We start from the raw sequence: 24,384 nt of genomic DNA on the forward strand, positions 1-24,384 counted from the left end.
CACGTTGGATGTAAACCAATACTTAGATATCTTTTTAGATGAAAGCAGAGAACACTTACAAGCTTGTAATGAAAAACTTCTCGAATTAGAAAAGAACCCAACCGACTTGCAACTAGTGAATGATATTTTCAGAGCGGCTCATACATTGAAAGGCATGAGTGCAACGATGGGCTATGCTGATATGGCTCAACTGACGCATCACTTAGAAAACATGTTTGATGCCATCCGGAATGAACAAATGATTGTCACTCCTGAGTCAATGGATACGATGTTTGAAGCACTCGACCACCTTGAAGCAATGGTTCAATCGATTGCAGAAGGCGGGGACGGGAAACGTGATGTCACAGAGATTAGTAAAAAGCTAGACGTGACAGGAAGCCATGCGGAGGCAGCTTCTAGCGTTGAGACAGCTGATGCATCAGCTCCTGCCGCTAACGACTTAGACTATAATGAATTTGAACGAACAGTTCTTGATGAAGCGAGAGAACAAGGCTTTAAATGCTATGAGCTGACCGTGACATTAAGCGACGCATGCTTATTAAAAGCAGTTCGTGTCTATATGATTTTTGAAAGACTCAATGAAGCAGGCGAGGTCGTCAAAACGGTTCCGAATGCAGAACTTTTAGAATCAGAAGATTTCGAATCTGAATTCAGTATTTCTTATCTATCTAAACAGCCAATGGACGAAGTGAAGAAAATCGTGACGGCGATCTCAGAGGTTGAACATGTTGAGATCTCTGAAGTCTCTGCATTTGAAGAAACTGCCTCGGCTGAAAAACGAGAAGCAAAACCTGAACAGAAAAAAGAAGAAGTATCCGTGCCTGCTGCTAAAGCGCCAGCAAACGAAGGGCCAAAAGCAAATGGCAATAACGGTGCAGCTGCCGGCGGTACGAAAACAATTCGTGTCAACATCGATCGTCTAGATTCTCTTATGAATCTGTTTGAAGAACTTGTTATTGATAGAGGACGTTTAGAACAGATTGCAAAAGAGCTTGAAAACAACGAACTCACTGATACGGTCGAAAGAATGACACGTATATCAGGCGACCTGCAATCGATCATCCTGAACATGAGAATGGTACCTGTAGAAACTGTGTTTAACAGGTTCCCGCGTATGATTCGTCAATTGACGAAAGAGCTTAATAAGAAAATTGAACTCATCATTGAAGGCGCTGAAACAGAGCTTGATCGAACAGTGATCGACGAGATTGGAGATCCGCTCTTACACTTACTCAGAAACAGTCTAGATCACGGGATTGAATCGCCAGAAGAACGTGTGAAAAAAGGCAAGCCAGAAAAAGGAACCGTTCTATTAAAGGCTTATCATAGTGGAAACCACGTCTTCATTGAAGTAGAAGATGACGGTGGCGGGATTAACCGTAAAAAGGTGCTTGAAAAAGCACTAGAGCGCGGGGTTATTACAGAAAGAGAAGCGGAAACCATTGAAGATCATCAAATTGATTCATTGATCTTTGCAGCAGGATTCTCTACAGCTGATGAGATATCTGACATCTCAGGCCGCGGTGTAGGTCTTGACGTCGTGAAAAACAAGCTGGAATCATTAGGCGGTTCTGTAAGCATCAACTCAACAGAAGGCCAGGGCTCATTGTTCTCTATCCAGCTCCCGCTCACATTGTCAATTATTTCCGTTCTTCTTGTGAAACTGGAAGAGGAGACATTTGCGATTCCGATTTCTTCTATTATTGAAACGGCTGTGATTAAGAAAAGCGACATCCTTCAAACGCATGATCGTGAAGTGATTGATTTCCGCGGATTTATCGTACCGGTCGTGTACCTGAAGAAACAATTCCACGTACCAAATGCGAATGAATTAGAGGAAGAACTGCACATCATCGTTGTTCGTAAAGGAGACAAGCTGACAGCATTTGTGGTCGATTCATTCATTGGTCAGCAAGAGGTTGTATTGAAATCACTAGGAGATTACCTGCCAAACGTGTTTGCGATCTCAGGCGCAACAATCCTAGGTGACGGTCAGGTTGCACTCATCGTTGACTGTAATGCACTGATCAAGTAAAAAACAATAGAGGAGCGGTCTGAAATGAGTACAGATATCAAAACTGGCGAAAAGATGATTGTGTTTATCGTAAACAAAAAAGAATACGCCATTTCAGTATCAGAAGTAAAGTCCATTGAAAAATGGCAGCAGCCGACAAGAATTCCTGGCGTTGCCCCTTATATATGCGGCGTCATTAATCTGCGCGGTGTGGTGACACCTGTCATCGACCTTAGGGTTAGACTTGGATCAACTGACAACGAGATTACAGATGAAACTAGAATGATTATTGTGCAAGTTGGTGACATTGAAGTCGGCTGGGTTGTTGATGAAGCAAATGATGTCATTACAGTCCATCAGGAAGAAGTAGAATCTTCTCCAGATTCAGCTGAAAAAGAAGGACAATCATGGGTGATAGGTATCATTAAGCATGATCAGCGTCTATTTAATATCATTCATGCTGGTGCTGTCCTCGACAATAGCGTTCAAGATGCACCTGTTCATTAAGGGGGATGTGAAATGAACATTTTCAGTGAAATAAAAGATGAACAGTTAGATGTATTAAGAGAGGTAGGGAATATCGGAGCAGGCCATGCAGCGTCTGCTCTTGCCAACCTATTAGATCGCAAAATAGATATGGCTGTTCCTTTTGTCAAAGTTCTCTCGTTTGAAGATTTAATGGATTTTTTTGGCGGTGCAGATCTTCCAGTTGCAAGCATTTTCCTGCGAATGGAAGGAGATTTATCCGGCTCCATCTTTTTCATTATGCCGTTTGAGCAAGCAGAGCAATTTGTAAGAGAGCTTGTACAGGATCCAGCGTTTGATATTGATACCATTCATGAACACGTGCTAGGGACGTCAGCACTTCATGAGCTAGGAAATATTTTAGCAGGCTCTTATTTATCAGCCCTTGCCGATCTAACAAAATTGAAGCTTTACCCAAGTGTTCCAGATGTCACTCTCGATATGTTCGGTGCTGTCATTAGTGAAGGGTTAATGCAGTTCAGTCCTCTCGGCGATCAGGCAATTGTGATTGATACATCCATTTTTGATGATCAAAATAAGCAAGAGCTGAAAGGAAATATGTTTCTATTACCAGACTTTGAATCGTTTGACAAACTGTTCAAAGCATTAGGTAACCTATAATGAACGTGCAGATTCCGGCAGTTGTAAAGGTTGGTATAGCGGATGTTCAGCTTGTGAAAACACCGGACCGTATTCGGACATCCGGTCTTGGTTCTTGCGTAGGTCTTGTCCTGTTTGACCAAGAGAAAAAGCTGGCAGGTCTTGTCCATGTCATGCTTCCAGACTCATCCCTTGCAAAAGGGGCGGTGGAGAACTTGGCCAAATATGCAGATACAGGTGTCAAGCATACAATTGATCTGCTCCTAAAAGAAGGAGCGCGCAAACATGCGCTAAAGGCGAAACTTGCTGGTGGCGCGGAAATGTTTAAGTTTAAGTCAACCAATGATTTGATGAGAATTGGACCTAGAAACGTATCAGCTGTTAAAGAACATCTGTCTCTTCATCATATCCCGATCATTAGTGAGGACACGGGCGGGAATAATGGACGTACGATTGAATTCGATCCGCTTACGACGGAGCTTGAGATCCGCACTGTGAAGCATGGCATTATGAAGATATAACTAAGGAAGTATAGGGGGAGAAAGATGCAATCCTTAAATTACGAAGATCAGGCGCTATGGGCTAGATGGAAAGAGTGGAAGGACCCAGCTGCTGGAGATGATCTTATGCGCCGCTATATGCCGCTCGTCACATATCATGTTGGAAGAATTTCCATCGGTCTCCCGAAGTCAGTGCATAAAGAAGACTTGATCAGTCTAGGGATGCTCGGTTTATATGATGCCCTTGAAAAATTTGACCCCGGAAGAGATCTGAAGTTTGATACATATGCATCCTTCAGAATCCGCGGAGCCATCATCGACGGTCTTCGTAAAGAGGACTGGCTGCCTCGTACATCAAGAGAAAAAACAAAAAAAGTAGAAGCGGCTATTGAAAAACTTGAACAGCGTTATTTGCGAAATGTGACAGCGACAGAGGTTGCCGAGGAACTCGGCATGAGTGAACAGGATGTTGTCACAACGATGAATGAAGGTTTCTTTGCGAATTTGCTCTCAATCGACGAGAAGCTGCATGATCAAGAAGACGGAGAAAACGTCCAAGTCATGATTCGCGACGAGAAGTCTGTGACACCTGAGGAGAAAATGCTGAAAGATGAATTAATTGAACAGCTTGCTGAAAAGATTACAGAGCTTTCGGAAAAAGAAAAGCTTGTGATCAGTCTTTTCTATAAAGAAGAACTGACATTAACGGAAATCGGTCAAGTGCTCAATTTATCCACCTCGCGCATTTCACAAATTCATTCGAAGGCATTGTTCAAGCTTAAGCATCTGCTTGATAAAGCCATTCAATCTTAAAGAGTTAGTGAGTGAAAAAATATGTTATGGCTGATTAGCTTTATGCTTCATGCTGCACTTATTTATTTTGTGATCATTTTATACACGAGAATGAATTCGCTGAAGGCAACTGAACAAAAGCAGCGAGAGCTTTTAGAAGAAACGGAAAATACCCTGGCTGCATTTTTGATGGAAGTCAAAGAAGAGAATGACAAACTATCAAAAGCTGCAGCCGCTTCCCCTGATTTTTTTGCTGAAGAGCTGAAATCGGATCTTCAGACACCAAAGCAACCACAACCAACTGAATCCCAGCAATCGGTAGAAAGTGAAGATCCAGTACCAGAGCACCTGTCGGCTCTCCTTAGCGAGGTTGAGGTGCAGGAAGAGAAGGTAAACGAACCCGTTCCAAATCTTGAAACAGAAGCTCCTGAGCCTTCTGAAAATGAAATAGAAGAAACATTCCAAGATCAAGTGAAGGCCTTATATGATCAAGGGCGGTCACTAGAAGAAATAGCGAAAGAATTGAAAACTGGTAAGACAGAAATCGAGCTTTTATTAAAATTTAGCGGAAAGCTGTAAAGGATTCTTGATTGTCAGTCCATCATGTGTTATATTATTTCTTGGTGTTAAATACACACGCTTGATGATTCATATGAAGGTGCTGCGTGGCGCAGTTTTATGTGAACATGACTTAAGCGGAGGAAAAAAAACCATTATATTAGGAGGCAACAAAATGTCAGTTATTTCTATGAAGCAATTGCTAGAAGCTGGTGTTCACTTCGGTCACCAAACTCGCCGTTGGAACCCAAAAATGAAGCGTTACATCTTTACAGAGCGTAATGGTATCTACATCATCGATCTTCAAAAAACGGTGAAAAAAGTAGAGGAAGCTTACAACTTCACGAAAAACCTTGCTGCTGATGGAGGAAAAATCCTTTTCGTTGGTACGAAAAAACAAGCGCAAGATTCAGTGAAAGAAGAAGCAATCCGTTCTGGTATGTTCTATGTAAACCAACGCTGGCTTGGTGGAACGTTAACAAACTTTGAAACAATCCAAAAACGTATCAAGCGTTTGAAAGATATTGAAAAAATGCAAGAAAACGGTACTTTCGAAGTTCTTCCTAAGAAAGAAGTCGTTCAACTGAAAAAAGAATTAGAGCGTCTTGAAAAATTCTTAGGCGGAATCAAAGACATGAAGAGTCTTCCGGATGCACTTTTCATTATCGATCCTCGTAAAGAGCGTATTGCAGTTGCAGAAGCTCGTAAACTGAATATCCCAATCATCGGTATCGTTGACACAAACTGTGATCCAGACGAAATTGATGTTGTGATCCCTGCAAACGATGATGCAATCCGTGCTGTAAAACTTCTAACTGCTAAAATGGCAGATGCGATTCTTGAGTCTAAACAAGGCGAAGAAGAAGCTGTTGTAGAAGAAACGACAGAAACTGAAACAACAACTGCGTAACCTATTCAAAAGGTGATAAGAGGGAAATGCCTTTTATCACCTTTTTTTCACCTAGTAATCCGTGTTTTAACATAGAAGGAGGAAATGTAAAATGGCAATTACTGCTCAATTAGTTAAAGAACTGCGTCAAAAAACGGGTGCAGGTATGATGGACTGTAAAAAAGCGTTAACAGAAACTGATGGTGACATCGACAAAGCAATCGATCTTCTAAGAGAAAAAGGAATCGCAAAAGCTGCGAAAAAAGCAGACCGTATTGCGGCAGAAGGATTAACTCTTATCAAAACTGACGGCAACACAGGCGTTATCCTAGAAGTGAACTCTGAGACTGATTTCGTTGCGAAAAACGAAGGATTCCAAACACTTCTTAACGAACTTGCTGATCATTTACTTGCTGCTAAACCTGCAACAATTGAAGAAGCTCATGCTTCTAAAATGGAAAACGGTTCAACAGTTGAAGAGCATATCACATCTGCAATTGCGAAAATCGGAGAGAAAATCACTCTACGTCGTTTCTCTGTCATCACGAAAGAAGATAACGCAGCATTCGGTTCTTACTTGCACATGGGCGGACGCATCGGTGTATTAGCGGTTCTTAACGGAACAACTGATGAAGAGCTTGCAAGACACATTGCAATGCACGTTGCTGCTGTAAATCCTAAATATATTTCTCGTGACCAAGTGTCAGAAGAAGAAGCAAACCGTGAGCGCGAAGTATTAACGCAGCAAGCACTTCAAGAAGGAAAGCCTGAAAACATCGTAGCTAAAATGGTAGAAGGCCGTCTAAACAAATTCTTCGAAGAAATTTGCTTACTTGACCAAGCGTTCGTTAAAAACCCAGATGAAAAAGTGAAACAAGTTGTAGGTGCGAAAAACGCAACTGTTCAAACTTATGTTCGCTACGAAGTGGGCGAAGGTATCGAAAAGCGTCAAGACAACTTTGCTGAAGAAGTGATGAGCCAAGTGAAAAAATAATGTTTGAAAAGCTCTCTGGGGCTTTTTTAGGGAGCACAAGCACTGTGTTCCCTATTTTTTAGAGGATATTGATTTACAAAAGGCGGTTTCTTACGCATAATAAGAGACGGTATAGTTTACACTTGGAGGTTATCATGAGCAAACCGAAATATAATCGCATTGTACTGAAGCTAAGTGGCGAAGCACTAGCAGGTGATGCTGGAAATGGAATTAACCCAACTGTCATTCAATCAATTGCAAAGCAAGTAAAAGAAATTGCAGAACTTGATGTTGAAGTTGCAGTCGTTGTAGGCGGAGGAAACCTTTGGCGCGGTAAGACAGGCAGTGACTTAGGAATGGACCGGGCAACAGCAGACTACATGGGCATGCTTGCAACAGTGATGAATTCACTGGCGTTACAGGACAGCCTAGAAACGCTTGGTATTCAGTCTAGAGTACAAACCTCTATCGAAATGAGACAGGTTGCAGAGCCATACATAAGAAGAAAAGCGATCCGTCATCTTGAGAAGAAACGTGTCGTGATTTTTGCTGCAGGTACTGGTAATCCTTATTTCTCTACAGATACAACTGCAGCACTTCGTGCAGCAGAAATTGAAGCAGATGTCATTTTAATGGCGAAAAATAATGTAGATGGTGTCTACAGTGCTGATCCTCGTACAGATGCGGATGCAGTAAAATATGATAAGCTTTCATATCTTGATGTACTAAAAGAAGGGCTTGCTGTAATGGATTCTACTGCGTCCTCATTATGTATGGACAATGACATTCCATTAATCGTATTCTCCATTATGGAAGAAGGAAATATTAAACGTGCCGTAAATGGCGAATCAATCGGAACGATCGTGAGGGGGAAATAACGTGTCAAAAGAAGTGTTGAACCAAACAAAAGAAAAAATGGAAAAAGCCGTTCAAGCATACGGACGTGAACTAGCAACTGTTCGCGCTGGTAGAGCAAATGCTTCACTACTAGATAAAGTGACAGTTGATTATTACGGTGCACAAACACCACTCAACCAAATTGCGTCAATTACAGTGCCAGAAGCACGTATGCTGATTATCACACCTTACGATAAAACAGCGATCGGTGATATCGAAAAAGCGATCCAAAAGTCTGATCTTGGCATCACGCCAACAAGTGACGGAAATGTGATCCGCATTGCGATCCCTGCGCTAACAGAAGAAAGACGTAAAGAGCTTGTGAAAGTTGTGAAAAAATACTCTGAAGAAGCAAAAGTAGCTGTTCGTAACGTTCGTCGTGATGCAAACGATGATTTGAAAAAGCTTGAGAAAAATGGGGAGATCACTGAAGATGAACTAAGATCATCTACAGAGGATGTTCAAAAATTGACAGATGAATATGTCGCTAAAATTGACGACGTGACGAAAGATAAAGAAAAAGAAATCATGGAAGTTTAAGAAAAAACTATGTACAATAGATAATAGTGAAAAGACCCTCTTCATGTTTACAGGGGGTTTTTTTGTTAATACTGTTGATGACTATATTATTAGCGGGAACGCAACCTTTTTGGGTGATGGAGGAATCTCATGCTCAATATACTCAAAAATTGGAAGAATCAGCAAACAGCAGCTTCCAACTTAGAAAGCCTGACAAAAGAAGACATATTAAATGGAGAAATTCCTGAACATATCGCCATTATCATGGATGGGAACGGAAGATGGGCGAAAAAACGCGCTCTTCCACGGGTAGCAGGACATCATGAAGGAATGAAAGTCGTCAAGCGCATGACAAAGCTTGCAAATGAGCTGAATGTCAAAGTGCTGACTTTGTATGCTTTTTCTACGGAAAATTGGAAACGTCCAAAACTAGAAGTAGACTTTTTAATGAAGCTTCCTGAAGAATTTTTAAACATCTATCTGCCTGAACTCATCGAGGAAAATGTTCGTGTGCGCTTAACAGGTGATCCAGACGGCCTCCCGCAGCATACAAAAAGAGCGGTAGAGAACGCAGTGAAGAGTACGGTGAATAATAACGGACTCGTTTTAAACTTTGCGCTCAATTATGGAGGGCGAACAGAAATCGTCTCAGCATGCAGACAAATTTCTGAAAAAGTCAAAGAAGGTAAGCTTAGAGCAGAAGACATTACAGAAGAGATGTTTTCAGCTTATTTAATGACAGAATCTCTTCAAGATCCGGATTTGCTTATTCGCACGAGTGGAGAAATTAGATTAAGCAACTTTATGCTTTGGCAAATTGCGTACAGCGAGTTTGTCTTTACGGATGTGCTTTGGCCTGACTTTTCTGATGAGCATCTTATAGGCGCTATCGGAGAGTACCAGCGTCGCGGCCGGAGGTTCGGTGGAATTTAGAGGGTGGTGCAGATGAAACAAAGAATTTTGACGGGTGTTTTGGCAGCTGCAGTGTTTTTATTTGCTGTTATTTATGGACAGATGCCTTTTACCCTGCTGATTTATTTAATGGGAAGTGTCGCTCTCTTTGAGCTTCTGAGAATGAAAAAGATTTCGATTTTCAGTTTTCCTGGTATTGTCAGCTTAATATTGCTTTGGCTTTTAATGGGCGGAGAGAATGGTTTCTTCCCGAACGTAGACGCATCAAAAATGCAGATTGCTTTATTTGCAATCTTAATACTTTTAACTTATACAGTTTTGAGCAAAAACTCTTTCACATTCGATGAGGTTGCTTTTGTTATATTAGCCACATTATATATTGGCGTCAGTTTCTATTATTTTATCCAAATTAGAGGCTTATATGGCATGAGTGCGATCTTCTTCGCAGCGGTGATTATTTGGTCCACTGACTCAGGTGCCTATTTTATTGGGAAATCTATGGGGAAACGAAAGCTTTGGCCAGAGATCAGCCCAAACAAAACAGTAGAAGGATTTATCGGTGGAATCGTCACAGCGGTCGTGTTGTCACTTGTGTTTCAGGCGGTTACAGGATTTTTGCCATCATATCTGCTTGTTATGTTTATTACGCTTTTGCTAAGTATTTTTGGACAGCTTGGCGACCTTGTGGAATCTGCTTTAAAGCGTCATTATCACGTGAAGGATTCAGGGACAATACTCCCTGGTCATGGCGGGATTTTGGACAGGTTTGACAGCTTTTTATTCGTTCTGCCGTTTTTATATTTATTGCTGGCCACATTTGCTAGCTAACCTCATAGAAACTTATTGAACGAGAGAAGGAGTGGCAATTTGAAATATATTTCGCTATTAGGCGCAACAGGATCAATTGGAGAACAAACATTAGATGTGATCAGGCAGCACCATGATAAATTTAAGCTGAAAGCCATGACGTTTGGCAGAAATGTAGATAAGGCTATTCCTATCATTGAGCGTTTTCAGCCTGAATTCGTCGGGTGTTTAGACGAAGAGACCTATCGCACGCTAAAAAGTCATTCATTTGAATACGATGTCAAGATGGCTGCAGGTGATGAAGCCAACATCGAGGCAGCGACCTATGATGCAGTGGACGTTGTGGTCAATGCACTTGTAGGAAGTGTTGGGCTTGTTCCAACATTAAAGGCCATTGAACAAAAAAAGACGATTGCACTCGCAAATAAGGAAACACTTGTGACAGCTGGTCATATAGTAAAAGAGTACGCCAAAAAATATGATGTACCTTTACTTCCTGTCGATAGTGAGCACTCCGCTATTTTCCAATGCCTGCAAGGTGAACAAGCTAAAAACATTGAACGTTTAATCGTGACAGCTTCAGGTGGTAGTTTCCGAGATAAAAAGCGAACTGAACTTGAAGGTGTTACGGTTGAAGAAGCGCTGAATCATCCGAACTGGTCAATGGGAGCAAAAATTACAATTGATTCAGCGACTATGATGAATAAAGGGCTCGAGGTGATCGAAGCGCATTGGTTGTTTGACATACCATATGATCAAATTGATGTGCTGTTACATAAAGAGAGCATGATCCATTCGATGGTAGAATTTCACGACAAAAGCGTCATGGCTCAATTAGGTACACCTGACATGAGAGTGCCCATTCAATATGCACTCACTTATCCTGACAGGGCGCCATTAAAAGAAGCGAAATCATTGAACCTTTGGGAGATTGGACAACTAAATTTCCAAAAAGCGGATTTTGACAGGTATCGCTGCTTACATTTTGCTTATGAATCAGGTAAAATAGGAGGGACAATGCCTGCTGTGCTCAATGCAGCAAATGAAATTGCAGTGGATGCATTTCTAAAAGGCAAAGTGACGTTCCTGCAAATTGAAGAATTGATTGAAAAGGCACTAATTAGACATCATGTGATTTCAAAGCCTAGTTTGCAAGATATCCATGAAGTGGACAAAGATACACGAAACTTTGTTCAATCAATCCTCACATAAGGTGGTATGTTCGTGAATACAGTGATTGCGTTTATTATTATTTTTGGAACGCTCGTTTTTTTCCACGAGCTTGGCCATTTAATTATGGCGCAGCGCGCGGGTATTTTATGCCGCGAGTTCGCAATTGGTTTTGGGCCGAAGATTTTCTCCTTTAAACGAAAAGAAACCGTTTATACCATTAGACTTCTACCTATCGGTGGATTTGTCAAAATGGCAGGGGAGGACCCTGAAGTCATTGAAATTAAACCAGGTCATACAGTGGGACTCTTATTCAATGAGCAAAATGAAGTAGAAAAAATCATTTTAAATGATAAAGAGAAATATCCTGATGCACTTGTCATCGAGGTCGAGCAGATTGATTTAGATCATGCCATGAGAATCTCAGGATATGAAGCTGGAAATGAAGATATTCTGACTGGCTACAATGTGAGTCAAACAAGTTTCTATATCGCAGATGGTGAAGAAATTCAAATCGCACCATACAATCGTCAATTTGGTTCGAAATCGGTATGGCAGCGTATTAAAGCCATCGCAGCTGGTCCGATCATGAACTTTATCCTGGCATATGTGATTTTAGTGGCTTTAGGTTTTATTCAAGGTGTAACTGTAGATGATCCTGTGCTCGGTAAGCTCACGAAAGATGGCCGAGCGGCGCAAGCTGGTCTCATGCAGGGGGATGAAATCGTTTCGATTAACGGGGATAAAATGAATTCTTGGACAGACGTGGTTCAAACGGTTCAAAAAAACCCCGAGAAAAAAATGAATGTCGTCATTGACCGAGACGGCAAAGAAAGCAACGTGCAGGTTGTACCAGAAGCTGTGAAAGCAGACGGGAAAAACATTGGCCGTTTTGGGTCATACCCGCCAACGGAAAATGGATTTTTAAAAGTCATTTCATCTTCGGGAACGACTGTGATATCAACGGCAGGTCTGATCTTAACGAACTTGCAAAAAATTGTCACAGGACAATTTTCACTAGATATGCTGGCAGGTCCTGTCGGGATCTATGACATGACAGGAGAAGTAGCCAAACAAGGTGTGTTAACATTAATGCAGTTTGCGGCGTTCCTCAGCATCAACTTAGGAATCGTCAATTTATTACCGATTCCTGCATTAGACGGAGGACGTTTACTTTTCTTATTTGTTGAAGCCATTCGCGGTAAACCAATTAATCGTGAGAAAGAAGCACTTGTTGTCTTCATCGGTGTTGCTTTCCTCATGCTGTTAATGCTAGTGGTTACGTGGAACGACATCCAGCGATTATTTTTATAAAAACCAATGTCTCTTGTTTCTCATCTTGGGAAACAAGAGTTTTTGTGAGAAGTCCTATTTCATAAATGAGGTGTAACGACATGAGACAATCCCTGACTTTCATTCCAACTCTTCGAGAGGTGCCGGCAGATGCTGAGGCAAAAAGTCATCAGTTATTAGTAAGAGCTGGATTCATTAGACAAAATACAAGTGGAATCTATCACTACCTGCCGCTGGCTCATAAAGTGATCCAGCATATTCAATCCATTGTTCGCAAGGAAATGGAAAAGGCAGGAGCAGCTGAGCTGTTAATGCCAGTGCTGCAGCAAGCAGAAATGTGGCAAGAGTCAGGAAGATGGTATACATACGGTCCAGAACTCATGCGTATGAAAGATCGTCATGGCCGCGAGTTCGCGCTTGGCCCAACGCACGAAGAAGTGATCACATCACTAGTACGCAGTGAAGTGAAATCGTATAAGAAGCTTCCTTTGACACTTTATCAAATTCAATCAAAATTCCGCGATGAACAAAGACCTCGTTTTGGACTGCTGCGCGGACGTGAATTTATTATGAAGGATGCTTACTCATTCCACTCTTCACCAGAAAGTCTTGATGACACATACAACAAAATGTTTACGGCTTACTCTAATGTGTTCGCCAAAGTGGGTCTTAATTTTAGACCGGTCATTGCAGATTCTGGTGCAATGGGAGGAAAAGATACCCATGAGTTCATGGCGCTGTCAGAAGTAGGAGAAGATACAATCGCTTATTCTGATACTTCTTCTTATGCAGCGAACATTGAAATGGCTGAGGCTGTGTATCAAGGAGAAGAAGCAAATCCTGCAGACTTTAAAGAACTTGAAAAAGTACACACGCCGCAAGTAAAAACGATTCAAGACGTGGCTGCATTTTTAGAAGTAGCTCCATCGGCATGTATCAAGTCTGTTTTGTTTAAAGCAGACGATGCGTATGTTCTTGTCCTCACTAGAGGTGATCACGAAGTAAATGATGTGAAAGTAAAGAACTTGGTTGGAGCACAGCTTGTAGAGCTTGCTTCACGCGAAGAAGTGCTAGAAGTCATTGGAACAGAGCCTGGATTTGTTGGACCTGTTAAGCTAGAAGCAGAAGTAGCTATTTATGCAGACCTCGCTGTAAAAGGAATGACAAATGCAGTTGCAGGTGCAAACGAATCTGATTATCACTATGTCAATGTCAACGCTGCACGTGATGTATCAGTGAAAGAGTTTACAGATCTTCGCTTGATTCAAGAAGGAGACGCCTCTCCAGACGGAGAAGGCACAATCCAGTTTGCAAAAGGAATTGAAGTAGGACAAGTCTTTAAGCTGGGCACACGTTATTCTGAGGCCATGGATGCAACGTATCTCGATGAAAATGGACGCGCGCAGCCAATGATCATGGGCTGCTATGGCATCGGTATCTCTAGAACCCTTTCAGCTATTGTTGAACAGCATCATGATGATAAAGGCATTATCTGGCCGGAAACCGTTGCGCCATATGACCTTCATCTCCTTGCCTTAAACATGAAAAATGAAGCACAAAAAGAACTGGCTGAAACGTTATACGAGCGCTTAGAAGATGAGGGCTTTGACGTACTTTTTGATGACCGCCAGGAGCGAGCAGGAGTGAAATTTGCAGACAGTGACTTAATTGGCCTGCCAGTTCGCATTAGCTGCGGGAAACGTTCAGAAGAAGGTATTGTAGAAGTGAAGTTTAGAAAATCAGGTGAATCACATGAAGTATCTGTTGATGAACTGATTTCATTTATACGCCAAGCATAAAACGAACAAAAAAATGAAGGTACCTCCTGTAGAAAAGAGGTACCTTTCTGATTTACAAAAGGAGGGTCCTGTCTTGGATGAACAATTACCGATCACCCGGCGGCAATTTCATATATTACTCAATCAGATTCAAATGACAGATGATGACCTCAGTCGTTACTTTGAAGAAGGTGAAATCGTCAAATTGACGGTGCATAAGGCGACGAAAACGTGGCATTTCCTTTTTAAATTTAAGGCACTTCTGCCTTACAAGGTATATGCAATGTTTCTGAGCAGGCTGACAAATGCATTTTCTCATATTGCACAAGTCACTTGTACGATTGAAGTCAATGATCCGCACATATCTGAGGAGCTTGTGCAATCGTATTGGTCACATTGTGTGGAAGAGCTTCAAGGAATTTCTCCCCCAATCATCAGCTTGCTTCAGCAGCAAAAACCGGCGCTGTCTGGGCATAAAATCATCATCAAAACGAAAAGCGAAACAGAGGCTTTGGCCATCAAAAAGAAGTACAGCCCAATGCTCCAGGCTGCATTGAAACAAGTTGGTTTTCCAGAGCTGCAATTTGATACAGAAATTTTTGTATCAGATCAAGAGATTCAGAAGTTCAGAGAACAAAAGCTTGCTGAAGACCAAGAAAGAGCGATGCAAGCCCTCACTGAGATGGAGAAGAAAGAAAGTGAGGATCAGGAGGAAGCGCCATCAGGCCCTCTGATGATTGGATATCAAATCAAAGACAATGAAGAAATTCGTACGCTAGATAGTATTATGGACGAGGAAAGAAGAATCACCGTCCAAGGCTACGTGTTTGATGCAGAAACGCGCGAGCTGAAAAGCGGCAGAACGCTTTGTATCTTTAAGATCACGGATTATACAAACAGTATTTTGATCAAAATGTTTGCGAGAGAAAAAGAAGATGCCCAGCTCATGAAATCCTTGAAAAAAGGGATGTGGGTGAAAGCAAGAGGAAGCATTCAAAACGATACGTTTGTCAGAGATCTTGTCATGATCGCCAATGATGTCAATGAAATGAAACCTCAGCTCAAAGAAGATACAGCACCTGAGGGTGAAAAGCGTGTTGAGCTTCATTTGCATTCCCCAATGAGTCAAATGGATGCTGTCACCGGCATCGGCAAGCTTGTTGAACAAGCAAAAAAATGGGGGCATGAAGCGATTGCTCTTACAGATCATGCCGTTGTGCAATCCTTTCCAGATGCGTATGCAGCAAGTAAAAAGCATGGCATCAAAATGATGTACGGTGTGGAAATCAACTTAGTCGATGATGGGGTGCCGATTGCATATAATCCAGAGCACCGCTTGTTAGAGGATGCGACGTTTGTCGTATTTGACGTAGAGACAACCGGGCTTTCTGCTGTTTATGATACGATCATTGAGCTTGCAGCAGTGAAAATAAAAGGCGGGGAAATCATTGACCGCTTTGAGGCATTTGCAAATCCTCATCACCCGTTATCAGCAACGACCATTGAGTTAACTGGTATTACCGATGATATGGTCAGAGATGCACCAGATGTCGTTGATGTTGTTCGGGATTTCAAAGAGTGGATTGGACAAGACATCCTTGTTGCGCACAATGCGAGCTTTGATATGGGCTTTTTAAATGCAGCGTATAAACGTCTGTTAAAAACAGATAAAGCATCAAATCCTGTCATTGATACACTTGAACTTGGCCGATTCCTTTACCCGGAATTTAAAAATCACCGGCTGAACACACTTTGTAAAAAGTTTGATATTGAACTCACGCAGCATCACCGCGCCATTTATGACGCAGAAGCGACAGGCTACCTGATGTTGAAGATGCTAAAAGATGCGGCTGAAAAAGAGATTGCCTACCATGATCAACTGAATGAAAACATGGGTCAGTCCAATGCTTACCAGCGCTCACGTCCTTACCATGCGACAGTGATTGCGAAAAATGAAACGGGACTCAAGAATTTATTCAAGCTTGTTTCACTTTCTCATATTCATTATTTCTACCGGGTGCCTCGCATTCCGCGCTCACAGCTTGAGAAATATCGAGAAGGTTTGATTGTTGGGTCGGCTTGTGATAAGGGTGAGGTTTTTGAAGGAATGATGCAAAAGTCGCCTGATGAGGTGGAAGACATTGCAGCATTTTATGACTATTTAGAGGTTCATCCGCCAGAAGTGTATCAGCACCTGCTACAGCTAGAGCTTGTTCGAGATGAACGTGCATTAAAAGAAATTATCACAAATATTGTGAAGCTTGGTGAAAAGCTGAATAAACCGGTCGTGGCGACTGGGAACGTGCACTACCTGCATCCAGAGGACAAAATTTATCGTAAAATCTTAATTTCATCACAGGGTGGTGCCAATCCACTTAACCGTCATGAACTGCCAAAAGTGCATTTTAGAACGACAGATGAAATGCTTGAAGCGTTCTCCTTCTTAGGAGACGAGAAAGCAAAGGAGATCGTCGTGACGAATACGAAAAAGGTATCTGAGATGGTCGAAAGCATTAAACCAATCAAAGATGATCTTTATACACCAAAAATTGAAGGTGCAGATGAAGAAATACGGGAAATGAGCTATCAAATGGCACGCAGCATCTACGGAGATGAATTACCGAAAATCGTAGAAGACCGTATTGAGAAGGAATTAAAAAGTATTATTGGTCATGGCTTCGCCGTCATTTATTTAATCTCTCATAAGCTCGTTAAGAAATCACTAGATGATGGATATCTTGTTGGTTCAAGGGGATCTGTCGGATCATCCCTTGTGGCGACATTAACAGAGATTACAGAAGTGAACCCACTTGCACCGCATTATGTATGCCCAAGCTGTAAGCACTCTGAGTTCTTTAATGACGGATCTGTTGGTTCAGGCTTTGACCTTCCTGATAAAGACTGTCCAGAATGTGGTGCGCCGTATAAAAAAGACGGACATGATATTCCGTTTGAAACGTTCTTAGGTTTTAAAGGAGATAAAGTGCCTGATATCGACTTGAACTTCTCAGGAGAATATCAGCCGCTCGCACATAACTATACAAAAGAGCTGTTCGGTGAAGAATATGTATACCGCGCAGGCACAATCGGTACCGTTGCAGAAAAAACGGCATATGGATACGTGAAAGGCTATGCAGGTGATCATAATCTTCATATGAGAGGCGCAGAAATCGACCGGCTCGTGCAAGGATGTACAGGGGTAAAACGGACAACGGGCCAGCATCCAGGTGGTATTATCGTTGTGCCGGATTATATGGACATTTACGATTTCTCCCCAATTCAATATCCAGCGGATGCGACAGGAGCCGATTGGAAAACGACGCATTTTGATTTCCATTCGATCCATGATAACTTGCTGAAGCTAGATATACTTGGACACGATGATCCAACGGTCATTCGTATGCTTCAGGACTTAAGCGGAATCGATCCAAAAACCATTCCAACAGATGACCCTGAAGTCATGAAAATCTTCCAAGGGACAGAGCCTCTTGGTGTCACAGAAGAGCAAATTGGCTGTAAAACAGGAACACTTGGCATCCCAGAGTTTGGGACAAGATTTGTTCGGCAAATGCTTGAGGATACAAAGCCAACTACCTTCTCAGAGCTCGTTCAGATCTCGGGTTTATCACACGGTACAGATGTATGGCTCGGGAATGCGCAAGAGCTTATACACAATAAAACGTGTGAACTAAGCGAAGTGATTGGCTGTCGTGACGATATTATGGTCTATCTCATCTATCAAGGACTAGAACCGTCACTTGCCTTTAAAATCATGGAATCAGTTCGTAAAGGAAAGGGACTTCCTCCTGAATGGGAAGAAGAAATGAAGAATAATAACGTACCAAACTGGTATATTGATTCTTGTAAAAAGATCAAATACATGTTCCCTAAAGCCCACGCGGCTGCTTATGTATTAATGGCTGTTCGGATAGCTTACTTCAAGGTGCATCATGCACTTCTGTACTACGCGGCATACTTTACCGTTCGTGCGGATGACTTTGATATCGAAACCATGACAAAAGGATCGAATGCGATTCGAGCTGTCATGGACGATATTAACTCAAAAGGTCTAGATGCATCACCGAAAGAGAAAAACCTATTAACTGTACTAGAGCTTGCACTTGAAATGTGCGAAAGAGGCTACCATTTTAAAAAAGTCGACCTATACCGCTCAAGTGCAACAGAATTTATCATAGATGGAGATGGGTTAATTCCGCCATTCAACTCGATCCCTGGGCTCGGAACGAACGTTGCGCTAAATATTGTACGCGCACGTCAAGATGGTGAATTCCTTTCAAAAGAAGATCTACAAAAACGAGGGAAAGTCTCTAAGACCATTCTTGAATATTTGGATCGTCAAGGCTGCTTAGAATCACTGCCTGATCAAAACCAGCTTTCTTTGTTTTAATGTGATAAATGAAGAGCGCCCTAAAAGGGGCGTTCTTTTTATTATAGACGATAATTTTATTATGTTAACTAACAAACATTTTTCACCAATTGGAATTATTTTCTTAATCGTTCATATATCTTGATTTAACGTGATGTTTTAAGAGAAGCGGTTGTGTGTCATTCTTTCTACCCAAATAGAGCAAAAAAGAGAATTTCGCCGTCTGAAATGTTCTCATCCGACATATGATCATTCTGGGTACAGTCACAAGGAGAATCAAGAAAACCTTCGATGAGCGTAAAGCTGATTGCTGTTTACTATGCTTATTTTTGAAACATGTTTGATTCTTTTCAAAACTGTACAGATCACGCACCAAATAAAAAGGAGGTGGTTCGTCTATTGATCAATGTTTCACGTTGCACGAAAAAGAAGGGGTGAACAGTAGGGAAATGTCATCTTATAACTATGTAGAGGTTCTTCAAAAATCAATTTTGTTCTACGAGGCGCAGAGGTCTGGAAGGCTCCCTAATAACAACCGTCTCAACTGGCGGGGTGATTCTGGACTAGAGGATGGGAAGGATGTGGGCCATGACTTAACAGGCGGCTGGTATGACGCAGGTGACCATGTGAAATTTGGACTTCCGATGGCTTACTCTGCAGCCGTGCTTGCATGGACAGTATATGAATACCGAGAAGCTTATGAAGAGGCAGACTTGCTGGATGATATGTTAGATCAAATCAAGTGGGCAACCGATTATTTTTTGAAAGCACATACAGGTCCGAACGAATTTTGGGCGCAAGTAGGTGATGGGAACGCTGATCATGGCTGGTGGGGACCAGCAGAAGTGATGCCAATGAGCCGGCCAGCTTTTAAAATTGATGAACACTGTCCAGGGACAGAAGTAGCTGCACAAACTGCGGCAGCTTTAGCAGCAGGTTCTATCATTTTTAAAGAGACTGATGCGTCATATGCAGCAAAGCTTCTCACACATGCAAAACAGCTTTATGCATTTGCTGATCAATATCGCGGCGAGTATACAGATTGTGTCACCAATGCTCAGCCGTTTTACAACTCATGGAGCGGCTATATTGACGAGCTCATTTGGGGAGGAATATGGCTGTACTTGGCGACAAATGAACAGTCATATTTAGATCAAGCGTTAAAGGCGGTAGAAGAATGGCCGAAAGATTGGGATTATACGTTTACCATGTCGTGGGACAATACTTTTTTTGCTTCACAAATCTTACTCGCAAGAATCACGAAGGAGAAAAGATTTATAGAATCGACAGAGCGTAATCTCGATTACTGGACCACAGGTCTTGTTCAAAATGGAAAAGTAGAAAGAATCACTTATACGCCTGGCGGTTTGGCGTGGCTGGATCAATGGGGGTCACTTCGTTATACAGCAAATGCAGCATTTTTAGCCTTTGTATACGCTGATTGGGTTTCTGATCAAGAAAAAAAGAATCGATACGAAACGTTTGCTATCAAGCAAACACACTATATGCTAGGTGATAATCCGCTAAATAGAAGCTATGTCGTTGGGTTTGGTCAAAACCCGCCGATGCATCCACATCACCGAACTGCACATGGCTCATGGTCTAACCAGCTGACAAATCCTCCATATCATCGGCACACTCTTTATGGAGCGCTTGTTGGGGGCCCTAATGCACAAGATCAATATGTCGATGACATCTCTGATTATGTATCAAACGAGGTAGCGACTGACTATAATGCCGCCTTTACTGGAAATATAGCCAAACTGGTGCAGCTGTTTGGTAAGGGACAATCCAAGCTACCAAATTTTCCGCCTAAAGAAAAGGTGGAGGATGAGTTTTTTGTGGAGGCAGCTGTGATGAATAACGATACAACATCTACTCAGATAAAAGCGATTTTATACAATCGATCAGGCTGGCCTGCAAGAAGCAGTCAAACACTTTCTTTTAGATATTACGTCAATCTTAGCGAGGTTTTTACAAAGGGATTCACTGAAAGAGATATTCAAGTGACGTCAGCCTACAATGAAGGCGCTTCCCTATCTCCGTTAACGGTATATGACACATCATCCCATGTATATTTTACAGAAATCGATTTTACTGGCGTAGCTATTTTTCCTGGAGGAGAATCACTGCATAAGAAGGAAATACAATTTCGATTATCTGCGCCAAATGGTGCGAATATATGGGATGCCTCAAATGATTATTCCTTTCAAGGGTTAACATCCAGTATGCAAAAAACAGCGAGGATTCCCGTCTTTGACAATGGTGCTTTAGTATTTGGCACGCTTCCAGACAAATAAAAATCAACTATATCAATTTAAAGGGTGAGGACATGACAAACAAAGAACGGTTTTTAACGCTTTATCATCAATTGAAAAATGATGCGAATGGATATTTTTCACCAGAAGGTATTCCGTATCACTCAATCGAGACGCTCATTTGTGAGGCTCCTGATTATGGGCATATGACAACTTCAGAGGCATATAGCTACTGGCTATGGCTTGAAGTTTTATATGGACATTACACAGGAGATTGGAGCAAGCTAGAAGCTGCTTGGGACAATATGGAGAAATTCATCATCCCAGTAAATGAAGACGGAAATGACGAACAGCCACATATGAGCTCTTACAATCCGTCAAGTCCAGCGACATATGCTTCAGAAAAGCCATATCCAGATCAATATCCAAGCCATCTGAGCGGCGCTCGTCCTGCTGGTCAAGATCCGCTTGATAGCGAACTGAAATCAACGTATGGGACAAATGAAACGTATTTAATGCACTGGCTCCTTGATGTAGACAATTGGTATAGCTATGGAAATTTACTCAATCCATCACATACAGCCGCATATGTAAACACATTTCAGCGTGGTCCGCAGGAATCAGTATGGGAGGCCATCCCTCATCCATCACAAGATGATAAAACATTGGGAAAGCCGAATGAAGGTTTCATGAGCTTGTTCACAAAAGAAAATCAAGCGCCAGCTGCCCAGTGGCGCTATACAAATGCGACGGACGCTGATGCGCGTGCTGTACAGGCGATGTATTGGGCAAAGGAACTTGGCTATAATCAGCCAACCTACCTTGATAAAGCAAAAAAAATGGGTGATTTTCTCCGTTACGGTATGTACGATAAATATTTTCAAACAATTGGAAGTGGAAAGCAGGGCAATCCGTCTCCTGGGAATGGAAAGAGTGCCTGTCATCACTTAATGGCATGGTATACCTCTTGGGGCGGGGGACTTGGAGATTATGCAAATTGGTCATGGCGTATTGGTGCGAGCCATTGTCACCAAGGGTATCAAAACCCCGTCGCTGCTTATGCTTTATCCTCAGATAAAGGAGGCTTAAAGCCATCGTCAGCTACGGGTGCAAGCGATTGGGAGAAAACGTTAAAGAGACAGCTTGAATTTTACGTATGGCTTCAATCAAAAGAAGGAGCGATTGCAGGAGGCGCAACAAACAGTTGGAATGGAGACTATAGTGCTTATCCTGCAGGAAGAAGCACATTTTACGATATGGCATATGAAGATGCGCCTGTTTACCATGATCCTCCGTCTAATAACTGGTTTGGGATGCAGGCATGGCCGATCGAGCGCGTAGCAGAGCTTTATTACATTTTTGCGAAAGATGGAGACAAAACATCTGAAAATTTTCAAATGGCCAAATCTGTCATGACAAAATGGATCAACTATTCATTAGATTATATTTTTATTGGCACACGTCCTGTGACGGACCAAGAAGGGTATTTTTTAGATGGTCAAGGACAAAGAATTCTAGGGGGGACGGATGTTGCTGTTGCGACAACGAGTGCACCTGGAGAGTTTTGGCTTCCTGGAAATATAGCTTGGAGCGGACAGCCTGATACTTGGAATGGGTTCCAGTCTGCGACAGGAAATCCAAACTTAACAGCTGTAACAAAAGATCCAACTCAAGATACTGGCGTCCTAGGGAGTCTGGTCAAAGCCTTAACATTCTTTGCGGCTGCCACAAAGAAAGAGACAGGAAACTATACAGCCCTTGGCATAAGAGCAAAAGATATAGCTGCACAGCTCCTTGATGTTGCATGGAATTACAATGATGGCATTGGAATTGTCACAGAGGAAGAAAGAGAAGACTACTATCGCTTCTTTAAAAAAGAAGTATATTTCCCAAATGGGTGGAACGGAACATTTGGTCAAGGGAATCCAATCCCTGGTGCCAACACCACCCCGTCTGATCCACAGCGGGGAGGTAATGGAGTCTATACGAGTTTTGCAGATCTTCGTCCAAAAATTAAACAAGATCCAGCATGGTCTGCACTTGAGAGTAAGTATCAAGCATCGTTTAATGAAGCAACAGGCAAATGGGAAGATGGAGCGCCTGTTTTCACTTATCACCGCTTCTGGTCGCAAGTTGATATGGCTACTGCCTATGCTGAATATCATCGTCTCATCAACTAGTAGGTCAAAATCAAGCTGCCGGCTTCTATTGGCCGGCAGTCTAATAGGAAATAATAAATCCACTGAAAGTAAGGGTGATTACAACATGGTCAAAGAAAGAAGCTTTATTCATCATTCATTAAACAGGGATGAAAATGGGCAAAAAAATCAAATGTGGAAAAAAGAGGCGAATGATCGAATCTCAGAGCATAGACAAAGAGAGCTTGTTATAAACGTCATAAATGGTGAAAAAAAGCCAGTAGCAGGTATAGAGGTTGAAGTGAAACAAATTAGGCATGAATTCGCATTTGGTTCAGCAATGAATGACCAAGTGTTATTTAATCAACAATATGCTGATTTTTTCGTGAAGCATTTTAATTGGGCTGTTTTTGAAAATGAGGCAAAGTGGTATGCGAATGAGCCAGAAAGAGGGAAAATCACCTACGAAAAAGCAGATGCCATGCTGAACTTTGCAGATAGACATCAACTTCCAGTGAGAGGGCATGCTTTGTTTTGGGAAGTAGAGGATGCGAATCCAAGCTGGCTGAGGTCACTGCCGAATCATGAGGTGTATGATGCCATGAAAAGGCGGCTTGAGCATGCGGGCAATCATTTTAAGGGAAGATTCCGTCATTGGGATGTAAACAATGAAATGATGCATGGTTCATTTTTTAAAGATCGCTTCGGGAAAAATATTTGGAAGTGGATGTATGAAGAAACGAAAAAAATTGACCCTCAAGCGCTGCTGTTTGTGAATGATTATAATGTGATCTCATATGGCGAGCATCATGCTTATAAAGCGCATATCAATGAACTTCGTCAGTTAGGGGCGCCAGTTGAGGCAATTGGTGTACAAGGACACTTTGAAGATCGGGTGGATCCAGTCATTGTAAAAGAAAGACTCGATGTACTAGCTGAGCTTGGTCTCCCCATTTGGGTCACAGAGTACGACTCTGTTCATCCAGATGCTAATAGAAGAGCGGATAACCTAGAGGCTTTATATCGCGTTGCTTTCAGTCATCCGGCGGTAAAAGGTGTGCTGATGTGGGGATTTTGGGCAGGTGCCCACTGGCGAGGTGAGCACGCAGCCATCGTTAATTATGATTGGTCTTTAAATGAAGCAGGAAAACGTTATGAAAAGCTTCTAAAGGAGTGGACAACACAAAGAGTTGAAAAAACAGATGCTAGCGGGAAAGTGGCATGTCCAGCGTTTCACGGAACATATGAGGTTCGAATTGGCCAAGAAAGTAGGGTGTTAAAGCAGCAGACGATTGAACTTGATTCAAATGAACAAACACCGCTTCAACTAGATGTTATCGTTCCTGCAGAATGATAGATTGTGAGGAGAATTTA

The 24,384-nt window shown here is 42.1% G+C and carries 19 protein-coding genes; all 19 read left to right on the forward strand.

Features of this window, described 5'->3' with window-relative positions; translation table 11 throughout:
• Positions 1–4 precede the first annotated feature (4 nt).
• The 19 genes from ACYH0L_RS07860 (at position 5) to ACYH0L_RS07950 (ending at position 24,364) form a co-directional block, all read left to right on the forward strand.
• On the forward strand, positions 5–2,035 hold the full coding sequence (locus ACYH0L_RS07860) for a chemotaxis protein CheA (protein WP_099725849.1): 2,031 nt from the start codon (positions 5–7) through the stop codon (positions 2,033–2,035).
• Positions 2,036–2,059: 24 nt separating this feature from the next.
• Complete coding sequence (locus ACYH0L_RS07865) at positions 2,060–2,521, forward strand: chemotaxis protein CheW (protein ID WP_099725848.1); 462 nt, start codon at positions 2,060–2,062, stop codon at positions 2,519–2,521.
• A gap of 12 nt (positions 2,522–2,533) precedes the next feature.
• Positions 2,534–3,160 (forward strand): chemotaxis protein CheC, encoded by a 627-nt coding sequence (locus ACYH0L_RS07870; RefSeq protein ID WP_099725847.1) that lies wholly within the window; start codon positions 2,534–2,536, stop codon positions 3,158–3,160.
• Positions 3,160–3,660 (forward strand): chemotaxis protein CheD, encoded by a 501-nt coding sequence (locus ACYH0L_RS07875; RefSeq protein ID WP_099725846.1) that lies wholly within the window; start codon positions 3,160–3,162, stop codon positions 3,658–3,660. The genes ACYH0L_RS07870 and ACYH0L_RS07875 overlap by 1 nt, the downstream gene beginning before the upstream one ends.
• A 24-nt stretch (positions 3,661–3,684) precedes the next feature.
• Complete coding sequence (locus tag ACYH0L_RS07880) at positions 3,685–4,452, forward strand: FliA/WhiG family RNA polymerase sigma factor (protein ID WP_099725845.1); 768 nt, start codon at positions 3,685–3,687, stop codon at positions 4,450–4,452.
• A gap of 21 nt (positions 4,453–4,473) precedes the next feature.
• Positions 4,474–5,010, forward strand: a complete 537-nt coding sequence (locus ACYH0L_RS07885; protein WP_099725844.1) for a Swarming motility protein SwrB — start codon at positions 4,474–4,476, stop codon at positions 5,008–5,010.
• Positions 5,011–5,164: 154 nt separating this feature from the next.
• A complete protein-coding gene (rpsB, locus tag ACYH0L_RS07890) occupies positions 5,165–5,899 on the forward strand; it encodes a 30S ribosomal protein S2 (protein ID WP_024426991.1) in 735 nt (244 codons plus the stop codon).
• 91 nt (positions 5,900–5,990) lie between these two features.
• Positions 5,991–6,872 carry a translation elongation factor Ts gene (tsf, locus tag ACYH0L_RS07895; RefSeq protein ID WP_482354446.1) on the forward strand — a complete coding sequence of 294 codons (882 nt, stop codon included), beginning with the start codon at positions 5,991–5,993 and terminating at the stop codon, positions 6,870–6,872.
• Between the two features lie 134 nt (positions 6,873–7,006).
• Positions 7,007–7,729 (forward strand): UMP kinase, encoded by a 723-nt coding sequence (gene pyrH, locus ACYH0L_RS07900; RefSeq protein ID WP_008344767.1) that lies wholly within the window; start codon positions 7,007–7,009, stop codon positions 7,727–7,729.
• A 1-nt stretch (position 7,730) separates the two neighbouring features.
• Positions 7,731–8,288 carry a ribosome recycling factor gene (gene frr / locus ACYH0L_RS07905; RefSeq protein WP_024424150.1) on the forward strand — a complete coding sequence of 186 codons (558 nt, stop codon included), beginning with the start codon at positions 7,731–7,733 and terminating at the stop codon, positions 8,286–8,288.
• Positions 8,289–8,417: 129 nt separating this feature from the next.
• A complete protein-coding gene (locus ACYH0L_RS07910) occupies positions 8,418–9,200 on the forward strand; it encodes an isoprenyl transferase (protein WP_099725843.1) in 783 nt (260 codons plus the stop codon).
• A 12-nt stretch (positions 9,201–9,212) separates the two neighbouring features.
• The gene (locus ACYH0L_RS07915) at positions 9,213–10,007 is read left to right on the forward strand and encodes a phosphatidate cytidylyltransferase (RefSeq protein ID WP_099725842.1); all 795 of its coding nucleotides are present in this window, start codon (positions 9,213–9,215) and stop codon (positions 10,005–10,007) included.
• A 39-nt stretch (positions 10,008–10,046) separates the two neighbouring features.
• Complete coding sequence (dxr, locus tag ACYH0L_RS07920) at positions 10,047–11,198, forward strand: 1-deoxy-D-xylulose-5-phosphate reductoisomerase (protein ID WP_256499562.1); 1,152 nt, start codon at positions 10,047–10,049, stop codon at positions 11,196–11,198.
• A gap of 6 nt (positions 11,199–11,204) precedes the next feature.
• Positions 11,205–12,470, forward strand: a complete 1,266-nt coding sequence (rseP, locus tag ACYH0L_RS07925) for an RIP metalloprotease RseP (protein WP_099725840.1) — start codon at positions 11,205–11,207, stop codon at positions 12,468–12,470.
• Between the two features lie 80 nt (positions 12,471–12,550).
• On the forward strand, positions 12,551–14,248 hold the full coding sequence (locus ACYH0L_RS07930) for a proline--tRNA ligase (RefSeq protein ID WP_099725839.1): 1,698 nt from the start codon (positions 12,551–12,553) through the stop codon (positions 14,246–14,248).
• Between the two features lie 73 nt (positions 14,249–14,321).
• Positions 14,322–18,635, forward strand: coding sequence for a PolC-type DNA polymerase III (locus tag ACYH0L_RS07935; RefSeq protein ID WP_099725838.1), 4,314 nt, complete (start codon positions 14,322–14,324; stop codon positions 18,633–18,635).
• A gap of 428 nt (positions 18,636–19,063) precedes the next feature.
• Positions 19,064–20,914 (forward strand): glycoside hydrolase family 9 protein, encoded by a 1,851-nt coding sequence (locus ACYH0L_RS07940; RefSeq protein WP_256499564.1) that lies wholly within the window; start codon positions 19,064–19,066, stop codon positions 20,912–20,914.
• Positions 20,915–20,946: 32 nt separating this feature from the next.
• Positions 20,947–23,052, forward strand: coding sequence for a glycoside hydrolase family 48 protein (locus ACYH0L_RS07945; RefSeq protein ID WP_256499565.1), 2,106 nt, complete (start codon positions 20,947–20,949; stop codon positions 23,050–23,052).
• An 85-nt stretch (positions 23,053–23,137) separates the two neighbouring features.
• Positions 23,138–24,364, forward strand: a complete 1,227-nt coding sequence (locus ACYH0L_RS07950; protein ID WP_410609285.1) for an endo-1,4-beta-xylanase — start codon at positions 23,138–23,140, stop codon at positions 24,362–24,364.
• The last annotated feature ends 20 nt before the right edge of the window (positions 24,365–24,384 follow it).

Source organism: Bacillus sp. MC1252, from assembly GCF_056838025.1.

Excerpts from the sequence above, each read along its gene's own strand:
- ACYH0L_RS07865 (WP_099725848.1), top strand. The coding sequence starts at position 2,060 with ATGAGTACAGATATCAAAACTGGCGAAAAGATGATTGTGTTTATCGTA.
- ACYH0L_RS07870 (WP_099725847.1), top strand. The coding sequence starts at position 2,534 with ATGAACATTTTCAGTGAAATAAAAGATGAACAGTTAGATGTATTAAGA.
- ACYH0L_RS07875 (WP_099725846.1), top strand. The coding sequence starts at position 3,160 with ATGAACGTGCAGATTCCGGCAGTTGTAAAGGTTGGTATAGCGGATGTT.
- ACYH0L_RS07880 (WP_099725845.1), top strand. The coding sequence starts at position 3,685 with ATGCAATCCTTAAATTACGAAGATCAGGCGCTATGGGCTAGATGGAAA.
- ACYH0L_RS07885 (WP_099725844.1), top strand. The coding sequence starts at position 4,474 with ATGTTATGGCTGATTAGCTTTATGCTTCATGCTGCACTTATTTATTTT.
- rpsB (WP_024426991.1), top strand. The coding sequence starts at position 5,165 with ATGTCAGTTATTTCTATGAAGCAATTGCTAGAAGCTGGTGTTCACTTC.
- tsf (WP_482354446.1), top strand. The coding sequence starts at position 5,991 with ATGGCAATTACTGCTCAATTAGTTAAAGAACTGCGTCAAAAAACGGGT.
- pyrH (WP_008344767.1), top strand. The coding sequence starts at position 7,007 with ATGAGCAAACCGAAATATAATCGCATTGTACTGAAGCTAAGTGGCGAA.
- ACYH0L_RS07910 (WP_099725843.1), top strand. The coding sequence starts at position 8,418 with ATGCTCAATATACTCAAAAATTGGAAGAATCAGCAAACAGCAGCTTCC.
- ACYH0L_RS07915 (WP_099725842.1), top strand. The coding sequence starts at position 9,213 with ATGAAACAAAGAATTTTGACGGGTGTTTTGGCAGCTGCAGTGTTTTTA.
- rseP (WP_099725840.1), top strand. The coding sequence starts at position 11,205 with ATGTTCGTGAATACAGTGATTGCGTTTATTATTATTTTTGGAACGCTC.
- ACYH0L_RS07930 (WP_099725839.1), top strand. The coding sequence starts at position 12,551 with ATGAGACAATCCCTGACTTTCATTCCAACTCTTCGAGAGGTGCCGGCA.
- ACYH0L_RS07940 (WP_256499564.1), top strand. The coding sequence starts at position 19,064 with ATGTCATCTTATAACTATGTAGAGGTTCTTCAAAAATCAATTTTGTTC.
- ACYH0L_RS07945 (WP_256499565.1), top strand. The coding sequence starts at position 20,947 with ATGACAAACAAAGAACGGTTTTTAACGCTTTATCATCAATTGAAAAAT.
- ACYH0L_RS07950 (WP_410609285.1), top strand. The coding sequence starts at position 23,138 with ATGGTCAAAGAAAGAAGCTTTATTCATCATTCATTAAACAGGGATGAA.